Annotated in this window: 25 protein-coding genes and 1 other RNA gene; 11 read left to right on the top strand and 15 right to left on the bottom strand. The window is 53.2% G+C overall.

From position 1 onward, the window contains the following. Nucleotides 1–13 precede the first annotated feature (13 nt). From OXR61_RS14825 to OXR61_RS14810, 4 genes are read right to left on the bottom strand one after another with little or no spacing between them, the layout of a single operon-like run. Complete coding sequence (locus OXR61_RS14825) at nucleotides 14–337, bottom strand: DUF5375 domain-containing protein (protein ID WP_267412352.1); 324 nt, start codon at nucleotides 335–337, stop codon at nucleotides 14–16. Continuing rightward, the gene (locus OXR61_RS14820; protein ID WP_267412351.1) at nucleotides 334–558 is read right to left on the bottom strand and encodes a hypothetical protein; all 225 of its coding nucleotides are present in this window, start codon (nucleotides 556–558) and stop codon (nucleotides 334–336) included. Before OXR61_RS14820 ends, OXR61_RS14825 begins: the two co-directional genes overlap by 4 nt. Further along, entirely contained in the window at nucleotides 555–1,094 is a 540-nt protein-coding gene (locus OXR61_RS14815) for a host cell division inhibitor Icd-like protein (protein WP_267412350.1), read from the bottom strand. The genes OXR61_RS14820 and OXR61_RS14815 overlap by 4 nt, the downstream gene beginning before the upstream one ends. Nucleotides 1,095–1,122: 28 nt before the next feature. Continuing rightward, nucleotides 1,123–1,389, bottom strand: coding sequence for an AlpA family transcriptional regulator (locus OXR61_RS14810; protein WP_267412349.1), 267 nt, complete (start codon nucleotides 1,387–1,389; stop codon nucleotides 1,123–1,125). A 532-nt stretch (nucleotides 1,390–1,921) separates the two neighbouring features. Here OXR61_RS14810 and OXR61_RS14805 point away from each other — a divergent pair. Then, nucleotides 1,922–2,197: an ogr/Delta-like zinc finger family protein gene (locus OXR61_RS14805; RefSeq protein ID WP_267412348.1), complete on the top strand. Its 276-nt coding sequence runs from the start codon at nucleotides 1,922–1,924 to the stop codon at nucleotides 2,195–2,197. Nucleotides 2,198–2,214: 17 nt separating this feature from the next. Beyond that, nucleotides 2,215–3,027 carry a hypothetical protein gene (locus tag OXR61_RS14800; protein ID WP_267412347.1) on the top strand — a complete coding sequence of 271 codons (813 nt, stop codon included), beginning with the start codon at nucleotides 2,215–2,217 and terminating at the stop codon, nucleotides 3,025–3,027. Between the two features lie 321 nt (nucleotides 3,028–3,348). Here the strand turns inward: OXR61_RS14800 and OXR61_RS14795 are convergent, their stop codons facing one another. From OXR61_RS14795 to smpB, 5 genes are all read right to left on the bottom strand, one after another. Beyond that, nucleotides 3,349–4,191 (bottom strand): DUF4435 domain-containing protein, encoded by an 843-nt coding sequence (locus OXR61_RS14795; protein WP_267412346.1) that lies wholly within the window; start codon nucleotides 4,189–4,191, stop codon nucleotides 3,349–3,351. Between the two features lies 1 nt (nucleotide 4,192). Continuing rightward, nucleotides 4,193–5,524, bottom strand: a complete 1,332-nt coding sequence (locus OXR61_RS14790; RefSeq protein ID WP_267412345.1) for an AAA family ATPase — start codon at nucleotides 5,522–5,524, stop codon at nucleotides 4,193–4,195. 9 nt (nucleotides 5,525–5,533) lie between these two features. Then, a complete protein-coding gene (locus OXR61_RS14785) occupies nucleotides 5,534–6,724 on the bottom strand; it encodes an integrase domain-containing protein (protein WP_267412344.1) in 1,191 nt (396 codons plus the stop codon). Between the two features lie 193 nt (nucleotides 6,725–6,917). After that, nucleotides 6,918–7,282, bottom strand: a transfer-messenger RNA (tmRNA) gene (gene ssrA / locus OXR61_RS14780). Nucleotides 7,283–7,325: 43 nt separating this feature from the next. Then, entirely contained in the window at nucleotides 7,326–7,808 is a 483-nt protein-coding gene (gene smpB, locus OXR61_RS14775; RefSeq protein WP_021506506.1) for an SsrA-binding protein SmpB, read from the bottom strand. A 159-nt stretch (nucleotides 7,809–7,967) separates the two neighbouring features. On the opposite strand from smpB, the gene OXR61_RS14770 reads away from it, so the two are divergent. Further along, nucleotides 7,968–8,402 carry a type II toxin-antitoxin system RatA family toxin gene (locus OXR61_RS14770; RefSeq protein ID WP_021506507.1) on the top strand — a complete coding sequence of 145 codons (435 nt, stop codon included), beginning with the start codon at nucleotides 7,968–7,970 and terminating at the stop codon, nucleotides 8,400–8,402. After that, on the top strand, nucleotides 8,395–8,685 hold the full coding sequence (locus OXR61_RS14765; RefSeq protein ID WP_021506508.1) for an RnfH family protein: 291 nt from the start codon (nucleotides 8,395–8,397) through the stop codon (nucleotides 8,683–8,685). The genes OXR61_RS14770 and OXR61_RS14765 overlap by 8 nt, the downstream gene beginning before the upstream one ends. Before the next feature lie 50 nt (nucleotides 8,686–8,735). Here the strand turns inward: OXR61_RS14765 and bamE are convergent, their stop codons facing one another. The 3 genes from bamE to nadK form a co-directional block, all read right to left on the bottom strand. Beyond that, complete coding sequence (gene bamE, locus OXR61_RS14760; protein WP_021506509.1) at nucleotides 8,736–9,083, bottom strand: outer membrane protein assembly factor BamE; 348 nt, start codon at nucleotides 9,081–9,083, stop codon at nucleotides 8,736–8,738. A gap of 184 nt (nucleotides 9,084–9,267) precedes the next feature. Continuing rightward, on the bottom strand, nucleotides 9,268–10,929 hold the full coding sequence (gene recN / locus OXR61_RS14755) for a DNA repair protein RecN (RefSeq protein WP_021506510.1): 1,662 nt from the start codon (nucleotides 10,927–10,929) through the stop codon (nucleotides 9,268–9,270). 85 nt (nucleotides 10,930–11,014) lie between these two features. Beyond that, nucleotides 11,015–11,893, bottom strand: coding sequence for an NAD(+) kinase (nadK, locus tag OXR61_RS14750; protein ID WP_021506511.1), 879 nt, complete (start codon nucleotides 11,891–11,893; stop codon nucleotides 11,015–11,017). A gap of 122 nt (nucleotides 11,894–12,015) precedes the next feature. Here nadK and grpE point away from each other — a divergent pair, with 122 nt between their 5' ends. Continuing rightward, nucleotides 12,016–12,594, top strand: a complete 579-nt coding sequence (grpE, locus tag OXR61_RS14745; RefSeq protein WP_031279366.1) for a nucleotide exchange factor GrpE — start codon at nucleotides 12,016–12,018, stop codon at nucleotides 12,592–12,594. Between the two features lie 45 nt (nucleotides 12,595–12,639). Here grpE and ung read toward each other — a convergent pair whose 3' ends face one another. After that, on the bottom strand, nucleotides 12,640–13,317 hold the full coding sequence (gene ung, locus OXR61_RS14740) for a uracil-DNA glycosylase (RefSeq protein ID WP_021506513.1): 678 nt from the start codon (nucleotides 13,315–13,317) through the stop codon (nucleotides 12,640–12,642). 263 nt (nucleotides 13,318–13,580) lie between these two features. On the opposite strand from ung, the gene grcA reads away from it, so the two are divergent. Beyond that, nucleotides 13,581–13,964 (top strand): autonomous glycyl radical cofactor GrcA, encoded by a 384-nt coding sequence (gene grcA, locus OXR61_RS14735; RefSeq protein ID WP_021506514.1) that lies wholly within the window; start codon nucleotides 13,581–13,583, stop codon nucleotides 13,962–13,964. 186 nt (nucleotides 13,965–14,150) lie between these two features. Here grcA and srmB read toward each other — a convergent pair whose 3' ends face one another. Beyond that, nucleotides 14,151–15,479: an ATP-dependent RNA helicase SrmB gene (gene srmB / locus OXR61_RS14730; RefSeq protein ID WP_021506515.1), complete on the bottom strand. Its 1,329-nt coding sequence runs from the start codon at nucleotides 15,477–15,479 to the stop codon at nucleotides 14,151–14,153. Between the two features lie 137 nt (nucleotides 15,480–15,616). Between srmB and OXR61_RS14725 the strand changes: the two genes are divergently transcribed. Continuing rightward, nucleotides 15,617–16,366: a tRNA1(Val) (adenine(37)-N6)-methyltransferase gene (locus OXR61_RS14725; protein ID WP_021506516.1), complete on the top strand. Its 750-nt coding sequence runs from the start codon at nucleotides 15,617–15,619 to the stop codon at nucleotides 16,364–16,366. On the opposite strand, the gene nadB is transcribed toward OXR61_RS14725, so the two are convergent. Then, nucleotides 16,363–17,970 (bottom strand): L-aspartate oxidase, encoded by a 1,608-nt coding sequence (gene nadB, locus OXR61_RS14720; RefSeq protein WP_031279369.1) that lies wholly within the window; start codon nucleotides 17,968–17,970, stop codon nucleotides 16,363–16,365. The two genes, OXR61_RS14725 and nadB, sit on opposite strands and share 4 nt — an antisense overlap. A gap of 442 nt (nucleotides 17,971–18,412) precedes the next feature. On the opposite strand from nadB, the gene rpoE reads away from it, so the two are divergent. Genes rpoE through rseC form a run of 4 tightly spaced genes read left to right on the top strand, consistent with a single transcriptional unit; the run spans nucleotide 18,413 to nucleotide 21,092 of the window. Then, entirely contained in the window at nucleotides 18,413–18,991 is a 579-nt protein-coding gene (gene rpoE / locus OXR61_RS14715) for an RNA polymerase sigma factor RpoE (protein WP_010617748.1), read from the top strand. Nucleotides 18,992–19,018: 27 nt separating this feature from the next. Continuing rightward, entirely contained in the window at nucleotides 19,019–19,675 is a 657-nt protein-coding gene (gene rseA, locus OXR61_RS14710) for an anti-sigma-E factor RseA (RefSeq protein ID WP_021506518.1), read from the top strand. Next, the gene (rseB, locus tag OXR61_RS14705) at nucleotides 19,675–20,631 is read left to right on the top strand and encodes a sigma-E factor regulatory protein RseB (RefSeq protein WP_031279374.1); all 957 of its coding nucleotides are present in this window, start codon (nucleotides 19,675–19,677) and stop codon (nucleotides 20,629–20,631) included. Before rseA ends, rseB begins: the two co-directional genes overlap by 1 nt. Then, a complete protein-coding gene (rseC, locus tag OXR61_RS14700) occupies nucleotides 20,628–21,092 on the top strand; it encodes a SoxR-reducing system protein RseC (RefSeq protein ID WP_021506520.1) in 465 nt (154 codons plus the stop codon). The genes rseB and rseC overlap by 4 nt, the downstream gene beginning before the upstream one ends. The last annotated feature ends 131 nt before the right edge of the window (nucleotides 21,093–21,223 follow it).

The following is a 21,223-nucleotide window of genomic DNA, read 5'->3' as shown; positions in this document are numbered from 1 at the left end:
ATTCTTTTCTCCCTCAGTGCAGCACCGGCGCGTCTTTGAGGCGCCCGCATAGTTCATCCATCACCACCTGTCCCAGAAAGCTCAGGCACGGAACCGACTTCAGCGGCCCGGCGGCCAGCAGGTCGTCGAGCAGCGCGCAGGCAATTTCCTGGCCGCGCTGGCGTCCGTGCTGGCGCAGGTAGAAGTCCTCCAGCTCGGTTTCAATAGCGTGCTCAAGACGCGCCAGCGTCAGGCCGGGATAGCGCTTCTGTTCGCGGCAGATGGTCAGCCAGGCGCAGGCCACCGCGCGGCGGGACAGCGCGGACCGCAGTTCGGGGGAAAGGGTACGTGTGCTCATGGCTTAACCTCCCCGTTCATCCAGCCGTCCTGACAGCGGTTTACCACTCCGTCCAGCTGCTCGGTGATGAGGAAAATAAGCGAGTTCAGCTGCGCCTGCTGTGTGGCCTTAGGCTGCTCGTGGCACTCCTGAAGCAGGGTCATGTCGCTGATAAAGCGCCCGGCGTTGCGAAGGTGCTCAAGGCGTAACAGGTCGGCGTGGGAAATGGTGGCGTGAGTCATGCGCGCACCTCCCGTACCGGCAGGCGGACGGCAAGTGACAGCACGTAATCGCGGGCCAGCGGCAGGCGGGCGGCGCGTTCGTCAGCGGCAACGGTGCGGAGCATTTGGATACGCTGCTGGCGCTCGGTACGACGCACGGCGGCAAAGACGAAAACAAACTGAGGGTATGGGGAATTAAGGACGGTAGCCATGATGGCAGTCTCCAATGTTAGTAGCTTACAGCCACCACCGGAAACGCCAATTTCACTGGTGGTAGCCCAGACGGGGTTGGCGTAACCGGCAACATTGGAAACCGGCGCTTCGTGAGAAGCCCCCGCCTGAGCCACCATTACGCGGTAGGTACGACAGATACAGAACCGTCGCCCGAAAAATGGGTGCATCAGGGCACAGACACAAAAAAAGACGCAAGGCGCGTCTGGTGTCGCCAACGTTGTATTCAGGACGCCAATCCCGGCTGCCGATTTTGCGACAGCATAAAGACTGTACCAGGGAATGGCCCCGGCGCGCAAGCCGGGGAGCAAAGGAAAATGCAGCATGACGGAAAATCTCAAGAGTTGGTGAAGATCATGCTGCACGTTCCTGACCGCGTGCGGCGATGCGTGCATTCATCCAGGCACTGACTTCGCTGGCAAGCCATGCGACGTTCTTGCCGCCAAGCGACACCTGCGCCGGAAAAGCATTGCGGCTGATTAGGTCGTAAATGGTTGAGCGGGACAGGCCGCAGACGTGGATCACTTCCGGCAGGCGCATAAACCGCTCCTGGACCGGGAATGAAACCGGCATGACAGGGGCCGTCGGGGCGGATGAATGAGCGTTTGAAGTCGTGTGCATGAGCTACCTCTTATGTGTCCGTGAAGCGCCGCACAGATGTGTACGGCATCGGGTAGCTCTTTATTTTGCGAATATTTTTGCCGGTGACAACAACAGAAATCTGTCTGACCGGACACACAAAAACCACACAAAAAATGCGTGTACGTGAATAGCACCAGACTGCACCAAATAGTACTGATAAGGTTTTATCCAATAATTTTAGGTCCAATATAAGGAAGCCTTTAAAACCAATCGTTCTAAAGAATTAATAAGGCCAAAAACCTGCTGATGAACGATGGTGAACAGAGGGTGAAGGATTACTTTTTCACTCTTCACCTCTTAATTTACTGTATTTACTATTTTTTTCTCTCTGGTGAAGAATAGTGAAGGATTTATATAAAACTGAAAGCTGATAACAGGCTTTAGTGAGACCTTTTCTTGGCTCGCCAGAAGTAATGCTTTTGTCTGGTCCGTCATACAACGCCCTCTGGTAGAAGCCGCTGTGCCAGACCCGGCACAATTGACTTACTGAAACCAGCCGACAGGAAACGAGATGGCCCTGAAATGTCCCGAATGTGGTCAGGTAGCCCACACCCGCACCAGCGCTTATGAAGCGCCCTCCGTAAAGCGTACCTGGTACCAGTGCCAGAACCTCGACTGCTCCTGCACGTTCACCGCGCTGGAGAGCGTCGAGAAAATCATCATGAAGCCGCACAGGCCCAAGTTCGCAGAGCCGGAACAGCAGAATGACGTGCCGGTTCGCCAGTCGCAGACGCTGGGCCGCTATGGTTCAGCCAGCGCCCGCAAAGACCGCCACGCACAGCCCTGAGAGAGAGGAAAAACAGCATGACACAGCAGCAGATGACCGACGAACAGATTCAGGCCGCCGGCAACCGTATCGGTACGGCGCAGGCCAGAGCACAGCAGCCTCTTAAGGAAGCCGGATGGCTCCTGCGGTTACCCGAAGCCGACGTAATCAGCCACACCACCGAGCTGGTAAAGGGGCTGTCCTCTGAATGGCGGTTACGTATCGAAGACCTCAATACAAAGATGCTGGCCTGGCTGGAGGCAAGACAGGCCGAAAACTCCGCCACTGAAAATCTCAGCGGGCTGCGCCAGCGTAAGGCCGAAATGGAGCAGGCAAGCCGGGACAACCGGGCACGCTTCCGTGAACTGCTGGGACAGAATGGCGGCAGCGTCACGCCGGAAATGAAGACGCTGCGCGCGGAGTATCTGGAACAGCAGGAAACGGCGTCAGACCTGGCCGGGCTGATTGCCGAAAAGGAAAATCAGTTGCCAGTGCTGGCCGACGTGACCGGGCGCAAGGCCAACGCTTACGTGTTCTGTCATGAGGGCATCACGGATGAGCGCATTGATACGCTGATTGATGACTTCTTTATCATTCACGGCGCAGAGCTGAGCAGCCTGCTCAGGATGAAGTACAGCCAGTTTGAACGGAATGGCTCAACGCATGCACCGGGCATTATCGAAGGCGCGAACGATGCCGACACGCTGTACCGCGTATATGTTCAGAACCTGATTAAGCGATGGACGAGCGTAAATCAGCCGCTGATGTTCCGTGATGACGTGCTGAGCGTGAGCGGTGCGCATCCTTTCCGGGGAGCCAGAACCGACCGTCGCAAGCGTAAACTTTTCTGAGCCGCAGACACAGAAACTCACCGAAGCCCGGCCCGTGCCGGGCTTTTTTACGTCCGCTACTTGAGTGCATGTCTATGCTGCATGAAAACGCATGAGTATTCGACACCCCTGAACGCCAGGAAAGGCCAGCGGCGGCGCGGCTCAGAGCAAATCATGCAGGTGCATGAAAACCGCTGCATAAAGCGGGCAGGCGTGGCGGGGCTACGAGTGCGCGCAAGAATGTTTACTTAATTGAATTTCAGTTTTGCAGGAAAAAATTTTTTGAAAAGGTAACAAGAAAAAGAGAGTCTTGTTACCTCATGATAAAAGTTACGACAGTTTTTAAGGTAAGATGCTGTGTTCTAAATCATGCAAATCAGCTAGGTCACATCTATTAGATACTCTGTGTTTGAAGTTTAGATTACTTATCCTTGTATTTACGATGCTTTTGAGTCTCATTAATATTAATGGAAGTAGATAATCTTTGCCAGAAACATAGCTTTTAATACCCTTTTCACTACTCAAAGAGTTTTTAATTTCCATGAATTCTTTTTCGACCAATTCCTCACCGATCTCTAAGTATAACTCTGCTTTTAAATCATCGATTCTTTTTGTAACTTTCATGGTATCGAGGTTGCCAGTATTATCACTGATCAGTTTGTTTACTTGATAATGGACACTCGCAATAGTTGGTTTGTATTTTCTTATCAATGCATAAGTTATGAAGAGATTCGTGAGTAACTCTGAGTTCTTATCTTCCCATCCTGCGAGGTCAAACTCATTTCGGAGTTGATCACCTTCTTTTTCTGGGTCTTCCTCGACCATTAATTCAATAATGGAATTCTCACAAATGAAAGCATTTTCAATGCAGTAATAAGGTAAGGTATACAGACCGTTGCCGCACTCTCTTTCACCATTAATAAGGTCTATATCCCCATCAACAATGTAAAGTCTGGGGCGGTTTCTTTTGTTCTCATCCGTCTGCCAACTGTAAATGACGGCACTCTTCCCACCAAGAGGGAAGACATCATTGATAAGGAACTTATCTCCAATTAAACGATTTAAAAGACATTTATAGATTTTCTTATATCCCACCGCAGTGTCTTCAATAAATATGTCAATCGTATTCCTTTCTTCAAAAAAAACTGAGCGGGCTTTTTTAGCTGACAATCCTCTCTCCAGCATGCTAACCTCCAACCTTCAAGCATTTCTCCGTTAAATCTCCTACAATGTCAGGTGAGTGAGTAGCTAAAATAAATTGCGTTTCTGGATTGATCGATATTATGGTTTCAGAAAAACGTTCTTGCCACTTCAGGTGAAGTGATATTTCAGGTTCATCTATGATTATCACTCGGCTGATATTTGTGTATTTGTTTAGCATTACATTTGCTATCAAAACAACTAATTGCCTCTCACCTGAGGAAAGTATATCAATGCCGCATTTTTTATTATCTGCTCTGACTACAATAAGCCTTCCTACAGTGTCTATTTCTATTTTCTTTTTTGAGTCTATCAGGAATGAATTGACTGCACGTAAGAAATTACTAATGGGCTTATACATTTTTTCAGTTTTATCATTGTATTCATCTATAACTTCAAGTATGTCAGATATCCTATCTATTTGAGCTTTGTTTAATAACCATTCAATACTCAATCCTTTGTCGTTTCTCAAGTTATTAAATAAATTTTCAATTTTATCAAAAAAACTTTCAATATCGACAATAAGGGAGCGATCAGAGCTGCCAATCTTTTTTACAGCCTCAGTTATTTCTTCTCTTCTTTTAAGAATGTCACGCTTATCCTGCCAATCTAGTTTATTATCACTCATTTTTATTTCATCAAATGAGGAGAATTTAAATGATGATTTTAAAATGCTATCTCTTAAGTATAACGCCTGCTTGTCTTCAAACTCTCTTATTTTTCTATATTGCTCTTGAAGAATCATTTGCACTGTTAGTAGGGCTTCAGCCAGGCTTCCTGTGATTTGTGTACTTTTCCGCAATCCTTTTCTATTAGCGTAAAGCTCCTTACGAGCTGCTAAAGTTAGTTCGCTCTCAAAAATCTCACTTTCAAGTCCATAAGATTTTCTATCTAAGCCAAGGAAAACTGGAGGTATTATTGCTTTGATTTTCTTATAAACTTTATTTGTTATTAACTCTCTTTCATGAAGTAGCCAATACTCATCATTATTACCTGAGCCAATAAAGTTCTCTTGGTTTATTATTGGTATTTCAATGCATTCCGCCTCACTATCTATAAAAACCCTAAGAATTAACTTGTCTTTTAAAACTGATATTTTATTTTTTTTGGTTCGATCTTCGAAAGTTAGTTCGATGTTTTCAAATGGTATGGATAAAAGTTCTTTCAAGTTAACTAGGAAAATAGCCTGCATCAACTTGATGACTGTACTTTTTCCCGAGCCATTCGAACCGGTTAGAAAAGAAACGTCTTTGTTGAAATTTATATGGAAATTCATATATCCGTAGACGCTTGAGGCTTTAAATTGATAAAGTTTCATGTTACATCCTTATTTACAGGTGGCTTTCTTTCCCCACCAATTCATTAGCTCAATTCTTTGTGAAAGATAAGTTGAGCGATTATATGCTTTTCTGACTTCATTTTTATCACAATGTGCTAATGCAGCTTCAATAACATCAGGATTGAAATCTGCTTCATTCATGGCGGTGCTTGCGATTGAGCGCAATCCATGAGCGACTAATTTACCACTATAACCAATCCTTTTTAAAGCAGCATTAGCAGTTTGGCTATTCATTGGTAATTTTGGATCATTTCGGCTGGGGAATACGTATTCACGATGAGCACTAATCGGTTTCATCACCTCCAAAATTTCTAATGCTTCAAGTGATAAAGGAACTTTGTGTTCACGTCTTGCTTTCATCCTTTCGGCAGGAATAGTCCAAAGCCTGTCATCAAGGTCGATTTCTTCCCAACGCGTACCTGAGGCTTCTGAAGGACGAACAAGTGTTAACAATTGCCATTCGATTAAACAACGAGTTGAAACGGAGAGGTTGGACATGCCTAGTGCTCGCATAAGATATGGTAGTTCTTCAGGCCGCAGTGTAGGCATATTTTGCTTCTTAGGTTTTTCAAAAGCCATACCGATCCCAGAAGCCGGATTAGAATCAATCAAACCCGTGTTTACAGCATAAATCATAATCTCATTAATACGCTGTACCAGGCGGCGTACTGTTTCAAGAGCACCACGGGCCTTAATCGGCTCAAGTGCTTCTACAAGCTTACGGGCTTTGATTTCCTGCACGGGAATCTCGCCAATGGCAGGGAAAACATCTTTATCAAGGGAGCGCCAGATATCCTTAGCATAATCCGGTGTAACGCTCGCCTGCTTCAAAGTAAACCAGTTAGCCGCAACGCTCGAGAAAATGCTGTCTAAAGCGATCTGCTGCTGTTCTGTGGCCTGTTCGGCCTGAGTTTGTGGGTCAATGCCGTTAGCTAACAACGAGAGGTATTCAGCGCGTAGGCGTCGGGCATCAGCCAGCGACAGAGCAGGGAAGGAACCGAGGCCAAGCATAGTACGCTGTTTCGTAGCTGGTCGCTGATAGCGAAAACGCCAGAGTTTCTTGCCGGTGGTTTTTACAACCATAAAAAGCCCGTCGCCATCATGCAGAGTTATATCTTTGTCAGTGGCTTTTGAGCGAAGCACTTCAGTGTTGGTTAAAGGGCGCGTTGTCCTTGCCATACGGGGCCTTCCTGCAAAAATTGGTATACGTTTTTAGGATACATCTTACCGTATACCAATACGTATACCAATTATCACTGGATTCAGGCGGATCTTCTCGGAAGGTTACAGACACAAAAAAGCCCGCAAGGCTTGTGCCGTGCGGGCTTCTAGGACTTCTGCGGATGGCACTGGAACCATCTTTGAAGAATTTTGGTGGAGCTGGCGGGAGTTGAACCCGCGTCCGAAATTCCTACATCCTCGGTACTACATGCTTAGTCTGGTCTTTACATTCGCTTGCCAGCTGCGGACAGACACGCCACTAACAAACTAGCCTGATTAGTTTTAACGCTTCAACCCCAGGCAGGGCATCCACGCGATCTCTTTTAGGTTTGACCTCTCTTGATCCCCGTCCTAAGAGCGGAGGCTAGGGAGAGAGGGCTCTAAGCAGGTTATTAAGCTGCTAAAGCGTAGTTTTCGTCGTTTGCGACTATTTTTTTGCGGTTTTTTAGCGAGGCCTACCGCACCTCGGCATGCACCTTGGGTTTCGCGAATCCCGTCGAATCCAGAATCAGCCCCAAGACTTCTTACTCTAGCAAAAAATTATAAAAGATTCCAGTGGTTAACGGCTGGCATTCTTCATAATTCGTGCTTTATCCATCTTCCACTCGCGATCTTTGATGTCCGCGCGCTTGTCGTGTTCTTTCTTACCGCGTGCCACGCCAATCTTCAGTTTGGCCCAGGCGTTTTTCCAGTACAGCGACAGCGCGACCACAGTGTAACCTTCGCGGTTAACGCGGCCGTACAGGGAATCCAGCTCACGCTGGTTCAGCAGCAGCTTGCGGTTGCGCGTGGGATCGCACACCACGTGGCTTGATGCCACTGCCAGCGGCTGAAAAGTGGAACCGAACAGATAGGCTTCGCCATCGCGCAGCAAAATATAGCTGTCGCTGATGTTGGCTTTACCGGCGCGCAGTGATTTGACTTCCCATCCTTGCAACGCCATGCCGGCCTCGAACTCTTCTTCAATGAAGTATTCATGGCGAGCGCGTTTGTTGAGGGCAATAGTGGCTGAACCGGGTTTGTGAGCTTTTTTCTTTGTCATAGTGCGGCGTAGTCTACATCACTCAGTCTGTGGGCGCATCCCCTGTCCTGCGGGGCGGTAAAAAACACACTATTTTAGCACAGCTGGCAAAGGCGTGAATTTTTGTTTGGTAGCTTAAAATGGTATAATTCAACGGTTTTGTGACCAACAGGAACCATTATGGCCCAGATTAGCCGTTCAGCGCTGGTACCGTATAGCGCTGAGCAGATGTACCGGCTCGTGAATGATGTGGATGCTTATCCTGAATTTCTTCCGGGCTGTACCGGCAGCCGCGTGCTGGATAACAGCGGTAACCAGATGACCGCCGCGGTGGATGTCTCCAAAGCCGGCATCAGTAAAACCTTTACCACGCGTAACACCCTGACCGATAACCAGAGCATTCATATGCAGCTGGTCGATGGGCCGTTCCGCAAGCTGACCGGTGGCTGGAAATTTATCTCGCTCGGCGACGATGCCTGCAAGGTTGAGCTCAGCCTCGACTTTGAGTTCACTAATATGCTGGTCGAGATGGCGTTTGGCCGCATCTTTAAAGAGCTGGCCAACAGCATGGTGCAGGCGTTTACCCAGCGCGCCAAAGAGGTTTACCGTGGCTGATATCAGCGTTGAAGTGGTGTACGCGCTACCGGATAAACAGTATCTGCGTGAGGTTAGCCTGGAAGAGGGCGCCACGGTTGAGCAGGCGATTCAGGCATCCGGGCTGCTGACGCTGCGCAAAGATATCGATCTAAGCAGCAATAAGGTCGGCATTTTCAGCCGTCCGGTCAAGCTGAGCGATACGCTGCAGGATGGCGATCGGGTCGAGATTTATCGCCCGCTGATTGCCGATCCAAAAGAGATGCGCCGGCAGCGGGCAGAGCGCGCGGCAACGAAAAAGTAAATTACAGGCATTAAAAAAGGCGCTCAGGCGCCTTTTTTGTTGCGGCTCACTCAGTCTTCAGTGCCGGTGAGGCGCGGTTTGTTATCGATGTTCGTCAGCGTACCGTTGCTGTCGAAGGTCAGCGTCAGCGTCTGCTGCTTCACGCTCTCATGACCTGGCTCCTGACGGAACACGTAATACCAGACGTTACTGCCAAACGGGTCGTGCATCATCGGCGTACCGAGCGTGTAGGCAACCTGCTGCTGCGTCATGCCGGTGTGAATCTTCGAAACGTCGTTGGCGACCAGGTAATTCCCCTGATTGATATCCGGACGATACACAACGCGCTCAAGGGTGGAACATCCGGCGGTCATCATCAACATTACCACTGCCGCGGCAGTCAGCGTTTTACAGCGCATCTATACATTCCTTTTCTGGGGCCAAACGCCTTTCATCAGGCAGTTTTGTTGCCATCGAATTCTGAACTCTGCATACGGCAGGCTTTATTATGGCGATATGACTGCCGATGATAATAAACCTTTGAGCTATTGGAAACCTCTACAGAGCAAGCATATGACCACCAGGCCGCAAAAAAGTGCGGTGTCAGGCTGCTAAAAGTTCTTTTGCGTTCGCCAGCGTGTTGCGTGTAACTTCGCTGCCGCCAAGCAGGCGTGCCAGTTCCTGCAGACGCGCGCGCTTATCCAGCGGCTGCATGTGGGTTTCAGTCATCGCACCGTCGGTTTCTTTGCTGACGAAGAAGTGCTGATGACCACAGCCCGCGACCTGCGGCAGGTGAGTTACGCACATTACCTGAGTCGATTCGCCCAACTGGCGCAGCATCTGGCCAACGACAGCGGCCGTCGGACCACTGATACCGACGTCAACCTCATCGAAAATCATCGCCGGAGTTTCCATTTTCTGTGCGGTGATCACCTGAATCGCCAGCGCAATACGCGACAGTTCACCCCCTGAGGCCACTTTACCCAGCGGCTGCAGCGGCTGGCCCGGATTGGTGGTGACCCGGAAATCAATACGGCTGGCACCTTCGGCCGTCAGCTGATCGGCATTAAATTCCAGCATGATGGCAAATTCACCGTGCGGCATGGCAAGGGTGCGCATGCTTTGCGTAATCAGCTGACTCAGCTCCTGCGCCGAGGCAACGCGTTGCTGATGCAGGGCTTCGGCACAGGCCAGCGCGGCCTGATGATGAGCCACGACGTCGCTCTGCAGGCTTTCCTGATCGCTCTCCTGCTGCGACAGCTGTTCCGCTTCATCCAGCAGCTGCTGATACAGCACCGGCAGCGCTTCCGGTGAAACATGGTGCTTACGCGCCAGCGCAATCTGCCGCGACAAACGCTGCTCCAGCTCGTACAGGCGATTAGGATCGAGGTCGAGCCGTTCACAGTAGTGGCGCAGCTCATCGCTGGCTTCACTCAGCTGAATCGCGGCTTCTTCCAGCAGGTTAAATACGCCGCTGACTTTATCGTCCAGCGAGACCAGCTCACTCAGCATATTACGCGCGCTGTAGAGCAGGCTTTGCAGGTTGGTGTCATCACTGTCGGCAAGAATTTGCAGCGCCTGCTGGCTGGTGGACAGCAGCTGACCGCTGTTCGCCAGGCGCTTGTACTCTTCATCAATCTGCTCAAACTCGCCTGGCTGCGGCGCAAACTCGTTGAGTTCTTTCAGCTGATACTGCAGCAGTTCGCGGCGGGCTTCACGCTCCTGCGACAGCTGCTGATGCTGTGCCAGCGCGCGGCAGCTGTGGTGCCAGCGCTGATAGTGCTGACGCATCTCCGCCAGCCGATCGTCGTGCGCGGCGTAGGCATCCAGCAGGTGTTTCTGGTGATCGGTTTTGAGGAGCAGCTGATGCGCATGCTGACCGTGGATTTGAATCAGTAACTGACCGAGTTCGCGCAGTTGCGACAGCGGTACGGACGTGCCGTTGATAAAGCCACGTGAGCGGCCATCGGCACTGATCACGCGGCGCAACAGACATTCGTTGCCGTCGTCGAGCTGGTTCTCCACCAGCCAGCGCTGGGCAGAGGGTGACGCTTTCAGCTGGAAGCGTGCGCAGATATCCGCGCGGCTGGCCCCCTGACGCACCATGTCTGCTTCAGCACGGCCGCCAAGGCACAGGCCCAGCGCATCAATCGCGATGGATTTCCCTGCGCCGGTTTCGCCGGTGATCGCTGTCATGCCACGATGAAAGTCGATCTCCAGTTCACGAACGATTGCAAAATTACTGATGGTCAGTTGTGCCAGCATACAATCACCTGTATGTAAAAACAGATATGGTTTTTCATACAGTATAAACTGGTTTTTTATCCAGTAAAGTAGCCGGCAGGCCTTTTCAGAATAATTTTTTTGACCATCCGAGTTTTGAGCTTAAAGTATTAAAATAATTATAATTTTTGGGATGAATTAAATTGAGGTGATTGGCGCTGCGGCGAATCAGCACATCTTCCCCTTCCTGAATCGGCAGGGCGATCTGGCTGTCGCAGCTGATCTCCAGGTCGCTGCGCAGCGAGGAAAAACGCAGGCGAATGGTGCTGCTACTGTTGATCACCAGCGGACGCGCCGACAGCGTGTGCGGGAACATCGGCACCAGCGCAATCGCATCGAGCGACGGCGTTAAAATCGGCCCGCCCGCCGAAAGCGAATAAGCGGTTGAACCGGTTGGCGTGGAGATAATCAGCCCGTCCGAGCGCTGGGAAAAGGCGAACACTTCGTCGATATAGACTTCAAATTCAATCATGTGCGCCACTTTGCCCGGATGCAGCACCACTTCATTGATGGCGCTGCCGATGCGCGGCGAACACTCTTCTTTGCATACCTGCGCTTCCAGCAAAAAGCGGCTTTCCAAGAAATAATCGCCCTGCAGCACGTCATCCAGCTGCTGCTGCGCGTTATCCGGATCGAGATCTGTCAGGAAGCCGAGGTTGCCGCGGTTGATGCCAATCACTTTGATGTCGTAACGAGCCAGCACGCGCGCGGCGCCCAGCATGTTGCCATCGCCGCCGACCACCACCGCCAGATCGGCGTACTGGCCGATGTCCGCCAGGCTGCCGGTACGCACATCCTGCAAATTAAGCTCGCGGGCGATTTGCTGTTCCACGATCACGTCATAGCCTTTGTCAGTCAGCCAGCGCCAGAGCATTTCATGGGTGGTTAACGCAGTGGGGTGGCGCGGATGGCCGACGATCCCAATGCAGTTAAAGTGTTTGTTCATTTAGCGGGTGTTCCTCATAAGCCAAAACGGCCAGGCAATGTGATGGGTTCACTTGAAACCGTCAAACTGATCCCCATAATAAGCCAACCAGCGAGATGAATGTGCAAAACGCGGAGAAATTCATGAGTAGTAAAGAACAGAACACCCCAAACGAGCAAGTCTCAGACGAAATTCAACAGGAACAACAGCAGCCGGAAGCGGAGACAGCAACTGAGGTGGATCCGCGTGATGAGCGTATCGCCCAGCTGGAAGCGGAATTAGCGCAGGCGCAGGGTGGCGTGCGTGACGCCCAGCTGCGCGCGCAGGCTGAGATTGAAAACATCCGTCGCCGTGCCGAAATGGACGTGGAAAAAGCGCACAAGTTTGCGCTGGAAAAGTTTGCCAACGAGCTGCTGCCGGTGATTGATAGCCTGGAGCGCGCGCTGGAAGTGGCGGATAAAGAGAACACCGAGCTGGCTTCGATGATTGAAGGCATCGAGCTGACGCTGAAATCACTGCTGGGTGCGGTGCGCAAGTTCGGCGTGGAAGTGGTGGGCGAAACTAATGTGCCGTTCAACCCGGATGTGCATCAGGCGATGTCGATGATGGAGTCTGAAGAAGTGGCGCCAAACCACGTGCTGATGGTGATGCAGCGCGGTTATACCCTCAACGGTCGCCTGCTGCGTCCGGCGATGGTTGCGGTATCGAAAGCCAAAGGCTAAGCCGCTCCCCTGCAACAACGGCCGCTGATGCGGCCGTTTGTGTTTTCAGGGCAGCACCGGCGTCCAGTCAATGGGCGTCTGGCCAGCCTGGCTCAGCAGCGCATTGGCTTTGGAAAAATGCTGACAGCCAAAAAAGCCGCGATGCGCCGAGAGCGGCGAAGGATGCGGTGCTTTCAATACGTGATGACGCTGCGCATCAATGATGCTGCCTTTCTTCTGCGCGTGCGATCCCCACAGCAGGAAAATCACCCCTTCGCGATGGGTGTTGATGGCACTGATCACATTGTCGGTGAAGGTTTCCCAGCCGAAACGCGCGTGCGAATGCGCTTTGCCGGCTTCCACGGTTAACACCGTATTGAGCAGCAGCACACCCTGTTTCGCCCAGCTTTCAAGAAAGCCGTGCTGCGGGCGCTGAAAGCCAGGAATGTCCTGTTCCAGCTCTTTGTACATATTCAGCAGCGACGGCGGAATGGCCACACCCGGCAGGACCGAGAACGCCAGGCCATGCGCCTGATTCGGGCCGTGGTACGGATCCTGGCCGAGGATCACCACTTTAATATCGCCCAGTTCGGTGAGACGGAACGCGTTGAACACGTCCTTTTGCGGCGGATAGACCGTCACGCCCGCCGCACGCTCTTCGGCTACCGCTTTCAGCGTTTCCACGAAGTAAGGTTTTTCTTTATCTTCAGCCAGCACATCGTGCCAGGTCAGCTTCTCAGCCATCATTGACTCCCTGCAAATTGATGCCTTTAGCTTAGCGTGTCCGGCGGGGCAGCAGAAGGGTAAAAATAAGTTGAACAATTGCAGAAAAAGTTAATGGGAAAAGTTGTTATAAATCAATTTATTAGAGTAGAAGCAAAAATCCTTGCCGGACGAAATTGATACAGGTCAAAACGAGCCGGTCAGCGCGGTGATATACCAGAGCATCACATAACCCGAAGAACCGCGCTGTGCTCCTGCCGCAGCGCTAAGCCCTGGAGGCCTCTATGATTACCGGTATTCAAATTACTCAGGCACAAAATCCGCAGCTGCTGAACTCGTTCTGGCTGCTGGACAATGAGAAAGCCGAAGCCCGCTGCCTGTGCGCAAAAGGCGATTTCACGGAAGATCAGGTTGTTGCAGTCAGCGACCTTGGCGAGATTGCTTACCGTGAAATTCCACTGGAGCAGAAACCGCAGGTGCGCGTTGAAGGCGGTCAGCACCTCAACGTTAACGTGCTGCGCCGTGAAACGCTGGAAGATGCGGTGAAGCATCCGGAAAAATATCCGCAGCTGACCATTCGCGTGTCGGGCTATGCGGTGCGCTTTAACGCGCTGACGCCAGAACAGCAGCGTGACGTTATCACCCGTACCTTTACCGAAAGCCTGTAATTGATCGGCTGACGAAAACGCACACAGCAATACAGGCCGCGCCGGTGCTTACTGGCGCGGCTTTTTTTATTTCCTGAAGAGAGAAGAGGGCAGCTTGAGAGATTTTACGCCGCAAAAGTGCTTTTTCAGCAGGCCTGAAAGCAAAAAATCGCCTCAGGGAGGCGATTTAATTGCCGCGATGCTGTTTTATTCCGCACCGCTCTCCGGTGTGCTGCTGCCGCTTGGCTTGCGGCGTTTACCGATATTTTTAGTATCGCGGTGACGTTTCTTCACGCGCGGTTTCTCTTCTTCTTTCGCTTTCTTCTCTTTGCGCTTCTCAAGCGCCTTTTTCGACGGTTTACCGGTGACTTTAGCACTCGGTGCACGCGTTTCCGGACGCAGCTCATCGATTACGCGCGATTTCAGCGGCTCGTTGACGTAGCGGCTGATTTTACCCAGCAGCGGATGGTCATGTGCCTCTACCAGCGAGATCGCGGTACCTTTGCGTCCGGCGCGGCCGGTACGGCCAATGCGGTGCAGATAGACATCGGCGGTGCGCGGTAAGTCATAGTTGATGACGTGGGTGACGTTATCAATGTCGATACCGCGCGCGGCGACATCGGTCGCGACCAGCACGTTAACGCGACCGTCATTCAGGCGTTTGATCGCTTCGTTACGGTTAGCCTGCACCATTTCGCCTTCGAGGTAGCTGCTGCGCAGGCCGGCTTCGTGCATCCAGGTCACCAGCTCATGCAGGCGCTCACGTTTGCGCACGAACACGATGGCGCGCTTCACTTCCGGCTGCTTCAGCAGATGCACCAGCAGTTTGGTTTTGTGCTCGAGGTTGTCGGCGCGGTAATACCACTGCTGAATCTTTTTGCGCTCGCTTTTGCTTGGATCAGCTTCAATCGCTACCGGATCGTTCAGCAGGCGCTCGGCGAAATCTTTGATATTGTCGCCTTCCAGCGTGGCCGAGAACAGCAGCGTCTGTTTGCGCCAGCGCGTTTCACCGGCAATGGTCTCGATATCCTGCGCAAAGCCCATATCCAGCATGCGGTCGGCTTCGTCCAGAATCAGCGTTTCTACCGCGCGGCAGTCAAAGTTCTCTTCTTTGATGTACTGCAGCAGACGGCCGGTGGTCGCGACCACGATGTCCTGATTTTCACTGAACACTTCCGCGTGATTCATATAGGCCACGCCGCCGGTGATGGTGGCGATATCGAGATGGGTATGTTTGGCCAGCTCGCGCGCCTGGTCGGCAACCTGCATCGCCAGTTCACGCGTCGGCGTGAGGATCAGAATGCGCGGCGGCCCTGATTTTTTACGCGGGAAATCGAGCAGGTGCTGTAAAGCGGGCAGCAGGTAGGCTGCGGTTTTCCCCGTTCCGGTTGGTGCCGAACCCAGAACGTCACGGCCTTCCAGCGCGGCAGGAATGGCCTCAGCCTGAATGGCAGTCGGGCGCGTGAAGCCTTTATCCTGCAGGGCTTCCAGCAGGCTTTCGTCGAGTTCGAGTTCGGAGAATGTGGTTACGGTCATGGTCTACCTCAGTTTGGGGCGCTGATTATAGACAGTTCAGCCACAATCTTCATCTGTTTGTGTTGCACAGGTGAAGGTGAATTCACTTCGCGACCACGTTACACTTCCGGCAGGAGCAAATTCAATGGTCGTTAAGCATGTCTCAGCCGCAACCGCCAGCGCGGGCGATGTTAAGAAAAGATGGGTTCACGTTTAAGCAATTTTTTGTCGCGCACGATCGCTGTGCCATGAAGGTCGGCACTGATGGGGTGCTGCTCGGCGCCTGGGCGCCGGTGGCAGGCGTACGGCGCATACTGGATATCGGCTGCGGCAGCGGCCTGATTGCGCTGATGCTGGCGCAGCGCACGCCGGATGACGTCAGTATCGATGCCGTCGAACTGGAGTGCAGCGCCGCCGCGCAGGCGCAGGAGAACGTCGCCGCGTCGCCGTGGGCGCATCGCATCGCGGTGCATGCGCAGGACATCGTCAGCTGGAGTGAGCAGGCCGAAAAACGCTACTCGCTGATTGTCAGCAATCCGCCGTTTTTCACGCCGGGCATGGCCTCGGCCAGCGTCGAGCGCGATACCGCGCGGAGCACGGCAACGCTTGATCATCCCACCCTGCTGCGCTGTGCGGCACAGCTGATTGAAGAAGAGGGGCTGTTTTGCGTGGTGCTGCCCGCGGATGCTGGCGAAAACCTGATTGCACTGGCGCGCGCCGAAGGCTGGCATCTGCGTTATCGCTATGATGTGGCACCTTACGCGCAGCGACCGCCGAACCGGCTGGTGCTGGGCTTTTCGCCTGCCGCAGGCGAACTCGTGCAGGAGCGTCTCGCCATTCGTGATGAAGATAAAAGCTACTCGGCGGACTGGCTGAGCCTGGTAACCGATTTCTATCTGTTCCGCTAGGCTACCGGCTGCAGCACCGTAGGCTGTGCCTCGGGCAGCGTATGCGGATAGTCGCGGGTGAAGTGCAGCCCGCGGCTCTCTTTGCGCGCCAGCGCACAGCGCACCATCAGCTCTGCCACCTGTACCAGATTGCGCAGCTCCAGCAGATTGTTGGAGAGGCGAAAATGCGCATAGTATTCATCAATTTCCTGCTGTAGCAGCGTGATGCGGCGCAGGGCGCGCTCCAGCCGCTTGGTGGTACGCACGATGCCCATGTAATCCCACATTAACAGCCGCAGCTCATGCCAGTTGTGCTGAATCACCACCCGTTCATCGGCATCGTCGACGCGGCTTTCATCCCACGCCGGCAGGTGATCGACGGCGTGCATCTGCGGCAGACGGCGCACAATATCTTCGGCCGCCGACCAGCCATACACCAGACACTCCAGCAGCGAATTCGATGCCATGCGGTTAGCGCCGTGCAGGCCGGTGTAGCTGACCTCACCAATCGCATACAGCCCGTCGACATCGGTGCGACCATGCTGATCCACCATCACGCCGCCGCAGGTGTAATGCGCGGCGGGCACAATCGGAATCGGCTGCTGTGTCAGATCGAGGCCAAACGTCAGCAGCTTGTCATAGATCATCGGAAAGTGGGCGCGCACAAAGCTGGCCGGCTGATGGCTGATGTCGAGATACATGCAGTCGACGCCCAGGCGCTTCATTTCGTGATCGATAGCGCGCGCCACGATATCGCGCGGTGCCAGTTCGGCGCGCGCATCGAAATCCGGCATAAAGCGCGAACCGTCCGGGCGCAGTAGCCAGGCACCTTCGCCGCGCAGCGCTTCGGTCAGCAAAAAGTTTTGCGCCTGCGGATGAAACAGGCAGGTAGGGTGAAACTGATTGAATTCCAGATTGGCCACCCGGCAGCCGGCGCGCCACGCCATCGCGATGCCGTCGCCGGACGCGACATCCGGATTAGTGGTGTACTGATATACCTTCGCCGCACCGCCAGTGGCCAGCACCACGCTGCGGGCGCGGCAGGTTTCAACCTGTTCGCGATTGCGATTCCAGATCCACGCGCCCACCACGCGCCGCGTTCCGGGCAGGCCAATTTTATCAGAGAGGATTAAGTCCACCGCGTTGGCACGCTCAATAACGCGAATATTGGGATGGCTGAGCGCCTGGCTGACCAGCGTGGTTTCGACCGCGCGCCCGGTGGCGTCGGCGCTGTGTAAAATACGGCGATGGCTGTGACCGCCTTCGCGCGTCAGGTGATAGCGCGCCTTGCCGTTATCCTGTGGCTCGCGATCAAAGGCCACGCCGTTATCGATCAGCCACTGTACGCACGGGCGCGCATTGCTGGCGATAAAATTCACCGTCTCGCGATCGCACAGGCCTGCGCCGGCAATCAGCGTATCTTCGACGTGCGATTCAATGCTGTCGTTCTCATCAAACACCGCCGCAATCCCGCCCTGCGCATACAGCGTGGAGCCTTCGCTAATCTGCGCTTTACTCAGCACCGTTACCTGATAATGCGGTGCCAGCCGCAGCGCCAGAGATAAACCGGCCGCGCCGCTGCCGACAATCAGTACATCACAGCTATGATCGGGAATGGGGTTCATGATGTTTAATTTACTAAACAAAAGGTCCCCCGAGCATAAGCCCGGACGCTGCTGGTGTGAAGTATTTTGAACAAAAAACGCGGGATAATTCGACGCAATAATCAGATTGTAATGCGATTTCAGTAAGTTATGTCTGAAAATAAGCGATTAGTGTTTTTTATACCAAACACGCTGAAAATTCAGGGAATAAAGGTGAAAAATGCGGCGTCATAGGGTACTCTGCCAGCGATTATCGGTGCCGCCTACGACACCACCAGTGCGGTAAGTCGCTACACTGAAAGACCATCAACAACAACGATGTCAGGGCACCGGTACAGAAAATATCAGGTCGTGGTGAACTTCAGGCCAGAACGGGACTCTAAGCGCATGCTTGCTCACAATAAATGAGATGTGCTGGCAGTTCACTTACGCATAAAAGAGATTTGGGGAGACATTACCTCGGATGAGCGAGCAGTTAACGGATCAGGTTCTCGTTGAGCGGGTTCAGAAAGGAGATCAAAAGTCATTTAATTTACTGGTGATCCGATACCAGCATAAAGTGGCGAGCCTGGTTTCACGTTATGTCCCGTCAGGCGATGTGCCTGATGTGGTTCAGGAATCTTTCATTAAAGCGTATCGCGCACTGGAGTCGTTCCGGGGTGATAGCGCCTTTTACACGTGGCTGTACCGCATTGCGGTCAACACCGCGAAGAATTATCTGGTGGCTCAGGGGCGCCGGCCGCCGTCCAGCGATGTGGACGCGATTGACGCGGAAAATTTCGAAAGTGCGGGTGCGCTAAAAGAAATTTCGAACCCTGAGAACTTAATGTTGTCAGACGAACTGAAACAAATTGTTTTTCGGACGATTGAGGCGTTGCCTGAAGATCTGCGTATGGCCATCACCCTGCGGGAACTGGATGGTCTGAGTTACGAAGAGATCGCCGCCATCATGGATTGTCCGGTAGGTACCGTACGTTCACGTATCTTCCGGGCCCGGGAAGCCATTGATAATAAAGTTCAACCGCTTATCCAACGTCAGTGATAACGGCTACTGGAAGGGTACCAAAACATGCAGAAAGAAAAACTTTCCGCTTTAATGGATGGTGAAACTTTAGATAACGAGCTGCTGGCGTCGTTATCGAAGGATGCAGATCTACAAAAAAGCTGGGAGAGCTACCATCTGATCCGCGACACCCTGCGGGGCGATGTGGGCGAAGTGCTGCATTTTGATATCTCCGCACGCGTTGCTGCCGCGATCGAAAACGAGCCGGTGCGCAAAGTGACTTCGTTGATCCCGGAAGCACAGCCGGAGCCGTCGCGCTGGCAGAAAATGCCGTTCTGGCGTCGCGGTGGCGGCTGGGTTGCTCAGGTCACGCAGATCGGTGTGGCGGCCTGTGTGTCGCTGGCGGTGATCGTCGGTGTGCAGCACTACAACAGCTCACCGGCGGGCAGCGCGACGGAAACGTCGGATGCACCAGCCTTTAATACCTTACCGATGATGGGTAAAGCGTCACCGGTCAGCCTGGGCGTGCCGTCTGATGCTTTTGACACCAACAGCTCAAATCAGCAGGTGCAGGAGCAGCGTCGCCGCGTGAATGCCATGCTGCAGGATTACGAACTGCAACGCCGCCTGCATGCCGATCAGGTGCAGTTTGAAAGCAATGCGCCGCAACAGGCGCAGGCTAACGTTCCCGGAACTCAGTCGTTAGGAACTCAACAGCAGTAATGAAGCAGCTTTGGTGTGCCGTTAGCCTGCTGGCAGGCAGCCTGCTTTGGTCATCTACCGCCCCGGCGCAGACATCTGCGTCCGGGGCGTTGTTACAGCAGATGGAGCAGGCCAGCCAGAACCTCAACTACGAATTCGCCTATATCAATGTCTCGCGTCTGGGCATTGAATCCCTACGTTACCGCCATGCGGTCATCGACAATCGCGTGTTCGCTCAGCTATTACAGATGGACGGACCGCGCCGTGAGGTGATCCAGCGCGGCAACGACATCAGCTATTTCGAACCGGGTCTCGATCCGTTCTCACTGCCGGGCAACCACATTATTGATGCGCTGCCGGCGCTGATGTTCGCTGACTTCTCGCGCCTCGGCGATGCCTACGATTTTATTCCGGTAGGGCGCTCACGCATGGCCGATCAGATGTGCGAAGTGGTGCGCATCGTGTCGCGTGACGGCACGCGCTACAGCTACGTAGTGTGGCTGGACGTCGATACCAAACTGCCGCTGCGGATTGATTTGCTGGATCGTGATGGCGAGACGCTGGAGCAGTTCCGCGTCATCAGTTTTGCCGTCGATGAAGGCGTGCGCAATCTGATGCAGGGGCTGGAAAAAGCCAATCTGCCGCCGTCGCTGTCGTTACCGGCAGGCGACAAAGTGCAGCTCAGCTGGCAGCCAGGCTGGTTACCGGCCGGCATGAAGCTGATTTCGCAAAGCCGGCGTGATATTCCGGCGATGAACAAAACCGTAGAATCCCGTCTGTACAGCGATGGCTTGTTCAGCTTCGCTATCAACATTACGCCTGCCGATAAAAGCAGTTCGCCACAGTCATTGCGCACTGGACGTCGTACGGTACAGACCGAAGTGCGCGATAATCGTGAAATTACCGTGGTGGGCGAATTGCCGCCGACCACCGCCAAACGTATCGCGGACAGCATAGATTCAGGTGCGACAAAATGATGAGAGAATGGGCCACCGTGGTGGCATGGAAAGAGGGCGTCGCTACTCTGCATTCGGAAGCGAAAACCTCCTGCAACAGTTGTTCAGCGCGCAAAGGCTGCGGCAGCCATGCGCTCAACCAGCTGGGACCGAAAAACGCCCATGTAATGACCATCGCCAGTCCGGAGCCGCTGCAGCCGGGCCAGCGCATTGAGCTGGGCATTCGCGAAAGCAGCCTGCTCGGTTCTGCGTTGCTGGTGTATATGACGCCACTGTTTGGTCTGTTCCTGGTCGCGGGCCTGTTCCAGATGCTGTTCCACAGCGACCTTGCTGCGGCCTGCGGTGCGCTGCTGGGTGGCGTTGGCGGCTTTATTGTTGCCAAAGGGGTTTCCAGCCGGTTTGGCGATCGCGAGGCGTTCCAGCCGGTGATTCTCAGCGTTGCGCTCCCGCCTGATGCGCTACGGGTGGAAAACCATAGTTGATCCCCGTTCAGGCCGCGTATTGCGCGGCCTTTTCATTTCGTCTTAATCGCTGAATTCTGTTGCGATTCCCCGCAGTTCCATTCTTTAACGCGCGGCGTTAACAGTGTAATATGCGTCGTCATTAATGAGGC

This window comes from Pantoea sp. GM_Pan_4 (assembly GCF_026541005.1).
GTDB lineage: Bacteria > Pseudomonadota > Gammaproteobacteria > Enterobacterales > Enterobacteriaceae > Pantoea > Pantoea dispersa.
This window is presented reverse-complemented; position numbering and strand designations above follow the sequence as displayed.

Coding starts and splice junctions, on each gene's coding strand:
- OXR61_RS14785 (WP_267412344.1), bottom strand. CDS start 6,724: ATGGCAAGGACAACGCGCCCTTTAACCAACACTGAAGTGCTTCGCTCA.
- rpoE (WP_010617748.1), top strand. CDS start 18,413: ATGAGCGAGCAGTTAACGGATCAGGTTCTCGTTGAGCGGGTTCAGAAA.
- rseC (WP_021506520.1), top strand. CDS start 20,628: ATGATGAGAGAATGGGCCACCGTGGTGGCATGGAAAGAGGGCGTCGCT.
- grcA (WP_021506514.1), top strand. CDS start 13,581: ATGATTACCGGTATTCAAATTACTCAGGCACAAAATCCGCAGCTGCTG.
- rseB (WP_031279374.1), top strand. CDS start 19,675: ATGAAGCAGCTTTGGTGTGCCGTTAGCCTGCTGGCAGGCAGCCTGCTT.
- rseA (WP_021506518.1), top strand. CDS start 19,019: ATGCAGAAAGAAAAACTTTCCGCTTTAATGGATGGTGAAACTTTAGAT.
- OXR61_RS14820 (WP_267412351.1), bottom strand. CDS start 558: ATGACTCACGCCACCATTTCCCACGCCGACCTGTTACGCCTTGAGCAC.
- srmB (WP_021506515.1), bottom strand. CDS start 15,479: ATGACCGTAACCACATTCTCCGAACTCGAACTCGACGAAAGCCTGCTG.
- recN (WP_021506510.1), bottom strand. CDS start 10,929: ATGCTGGCACAACTGACCATCAGTAATTTTGCAATCGTTCGTGAACTG.
- OXR61_RS14795 (WP_267412346.1), bottom strand. CDS start 4,191: ATGCTGGAGAGAGGATTGTCAGCTAAAAAAGCCCGCTCAGTTTTTTTT.
- OXR61_RS14810 (WP_267412349.1), bottom strand. CDS start 1,389: ATGCACACGACTTCAAACGCTCATTCATCCGCCCCGACGGCCCCTGTC.
- grpE (WP_031279366.1), top strand. CDS start 12,016: ATGAGTAGTAAAGAACAGAACACCCCAAACGAGCAAGTCTCAGACGAA.
- OXR61_RS14790 (WP_267412345.1), bottom strand. CDS start 5,524: ATGAAACTTTATCAATTTAAAGCCTCAAGCGTCTACGGATATATGAAT.
- OXR61_RS14770 (WP_021506507.1), top strand. CDS start 7,968: ATGGCCCAGATTAGCCGTTCAGCGCTGGTACCGTATAGCGCTGAGCAG.
- ung (WP_021506513.1), bottom strand. CDS start 13,317: ATGGCTGAGAAGCTGACCTGGCACGATGTGCTGGCTGAAGATAAAGAA.
- smpB (WP_021506506.1), bottom strand. CDS start 7,808: ATGACAAAGAAAAAAGCTCACAAACCCGGTTCAGCCACTATTGCCCTC.
- OXR61_RS14725 (WP_021506516.1), top strand. CDS start 15,617: ATGTCTCAGCCGCAACCGCCAGCGCGGGCGATGTTAAGAAAAGATGGG.
- OXR61_RS14800 (WP_267412347.1), top strand. CDS start 2,215: ATGACACAGCAGCAGATGACCGACGAACAGATTCAGGCCGCCGGCAAC.
- bamE (WP_021506509.1), bottom strand. CDS start 9,083: ATGCGCTGTAAAACGCTGACTGCCGCGGCAGTGGTAATGTTGATGATG.
- OXR61_RS14825 (WP_267412352.1), bottom strand. CDS start 337: ATGAGCACACGTACCCTTTCCCCCGAACTGCGGTCCGCGCTGTCCCGC.
- nadB (WP_031279369.1), bottom strand. CDS start 17,970: ATGAACCCCATTCCCGATCATAGCTGTGATGTACTGATTGTCGGCAGC.
- OXR61_RS14805 (WP_267412348.1), top strand. CDS start 1,922: ATGGCCCTGAAATGTCCCGAATGTGGTCAGGTAGCCCACACCCGCACC.
- nadK (WP_021506511.1), bottom strand. CDS start 11,893: ATGAACAAACACTTTAACTGCATTGGGATCGTCGGCCATCCGCGCCAC.
- OXR61_RS14815 (WP_267412350.1), bottom strand. CDS start 1,094: ATGCTGCATTTTCCTTTGCTCCCCGGCTTGCGCGCCGGGGCCATTCCC.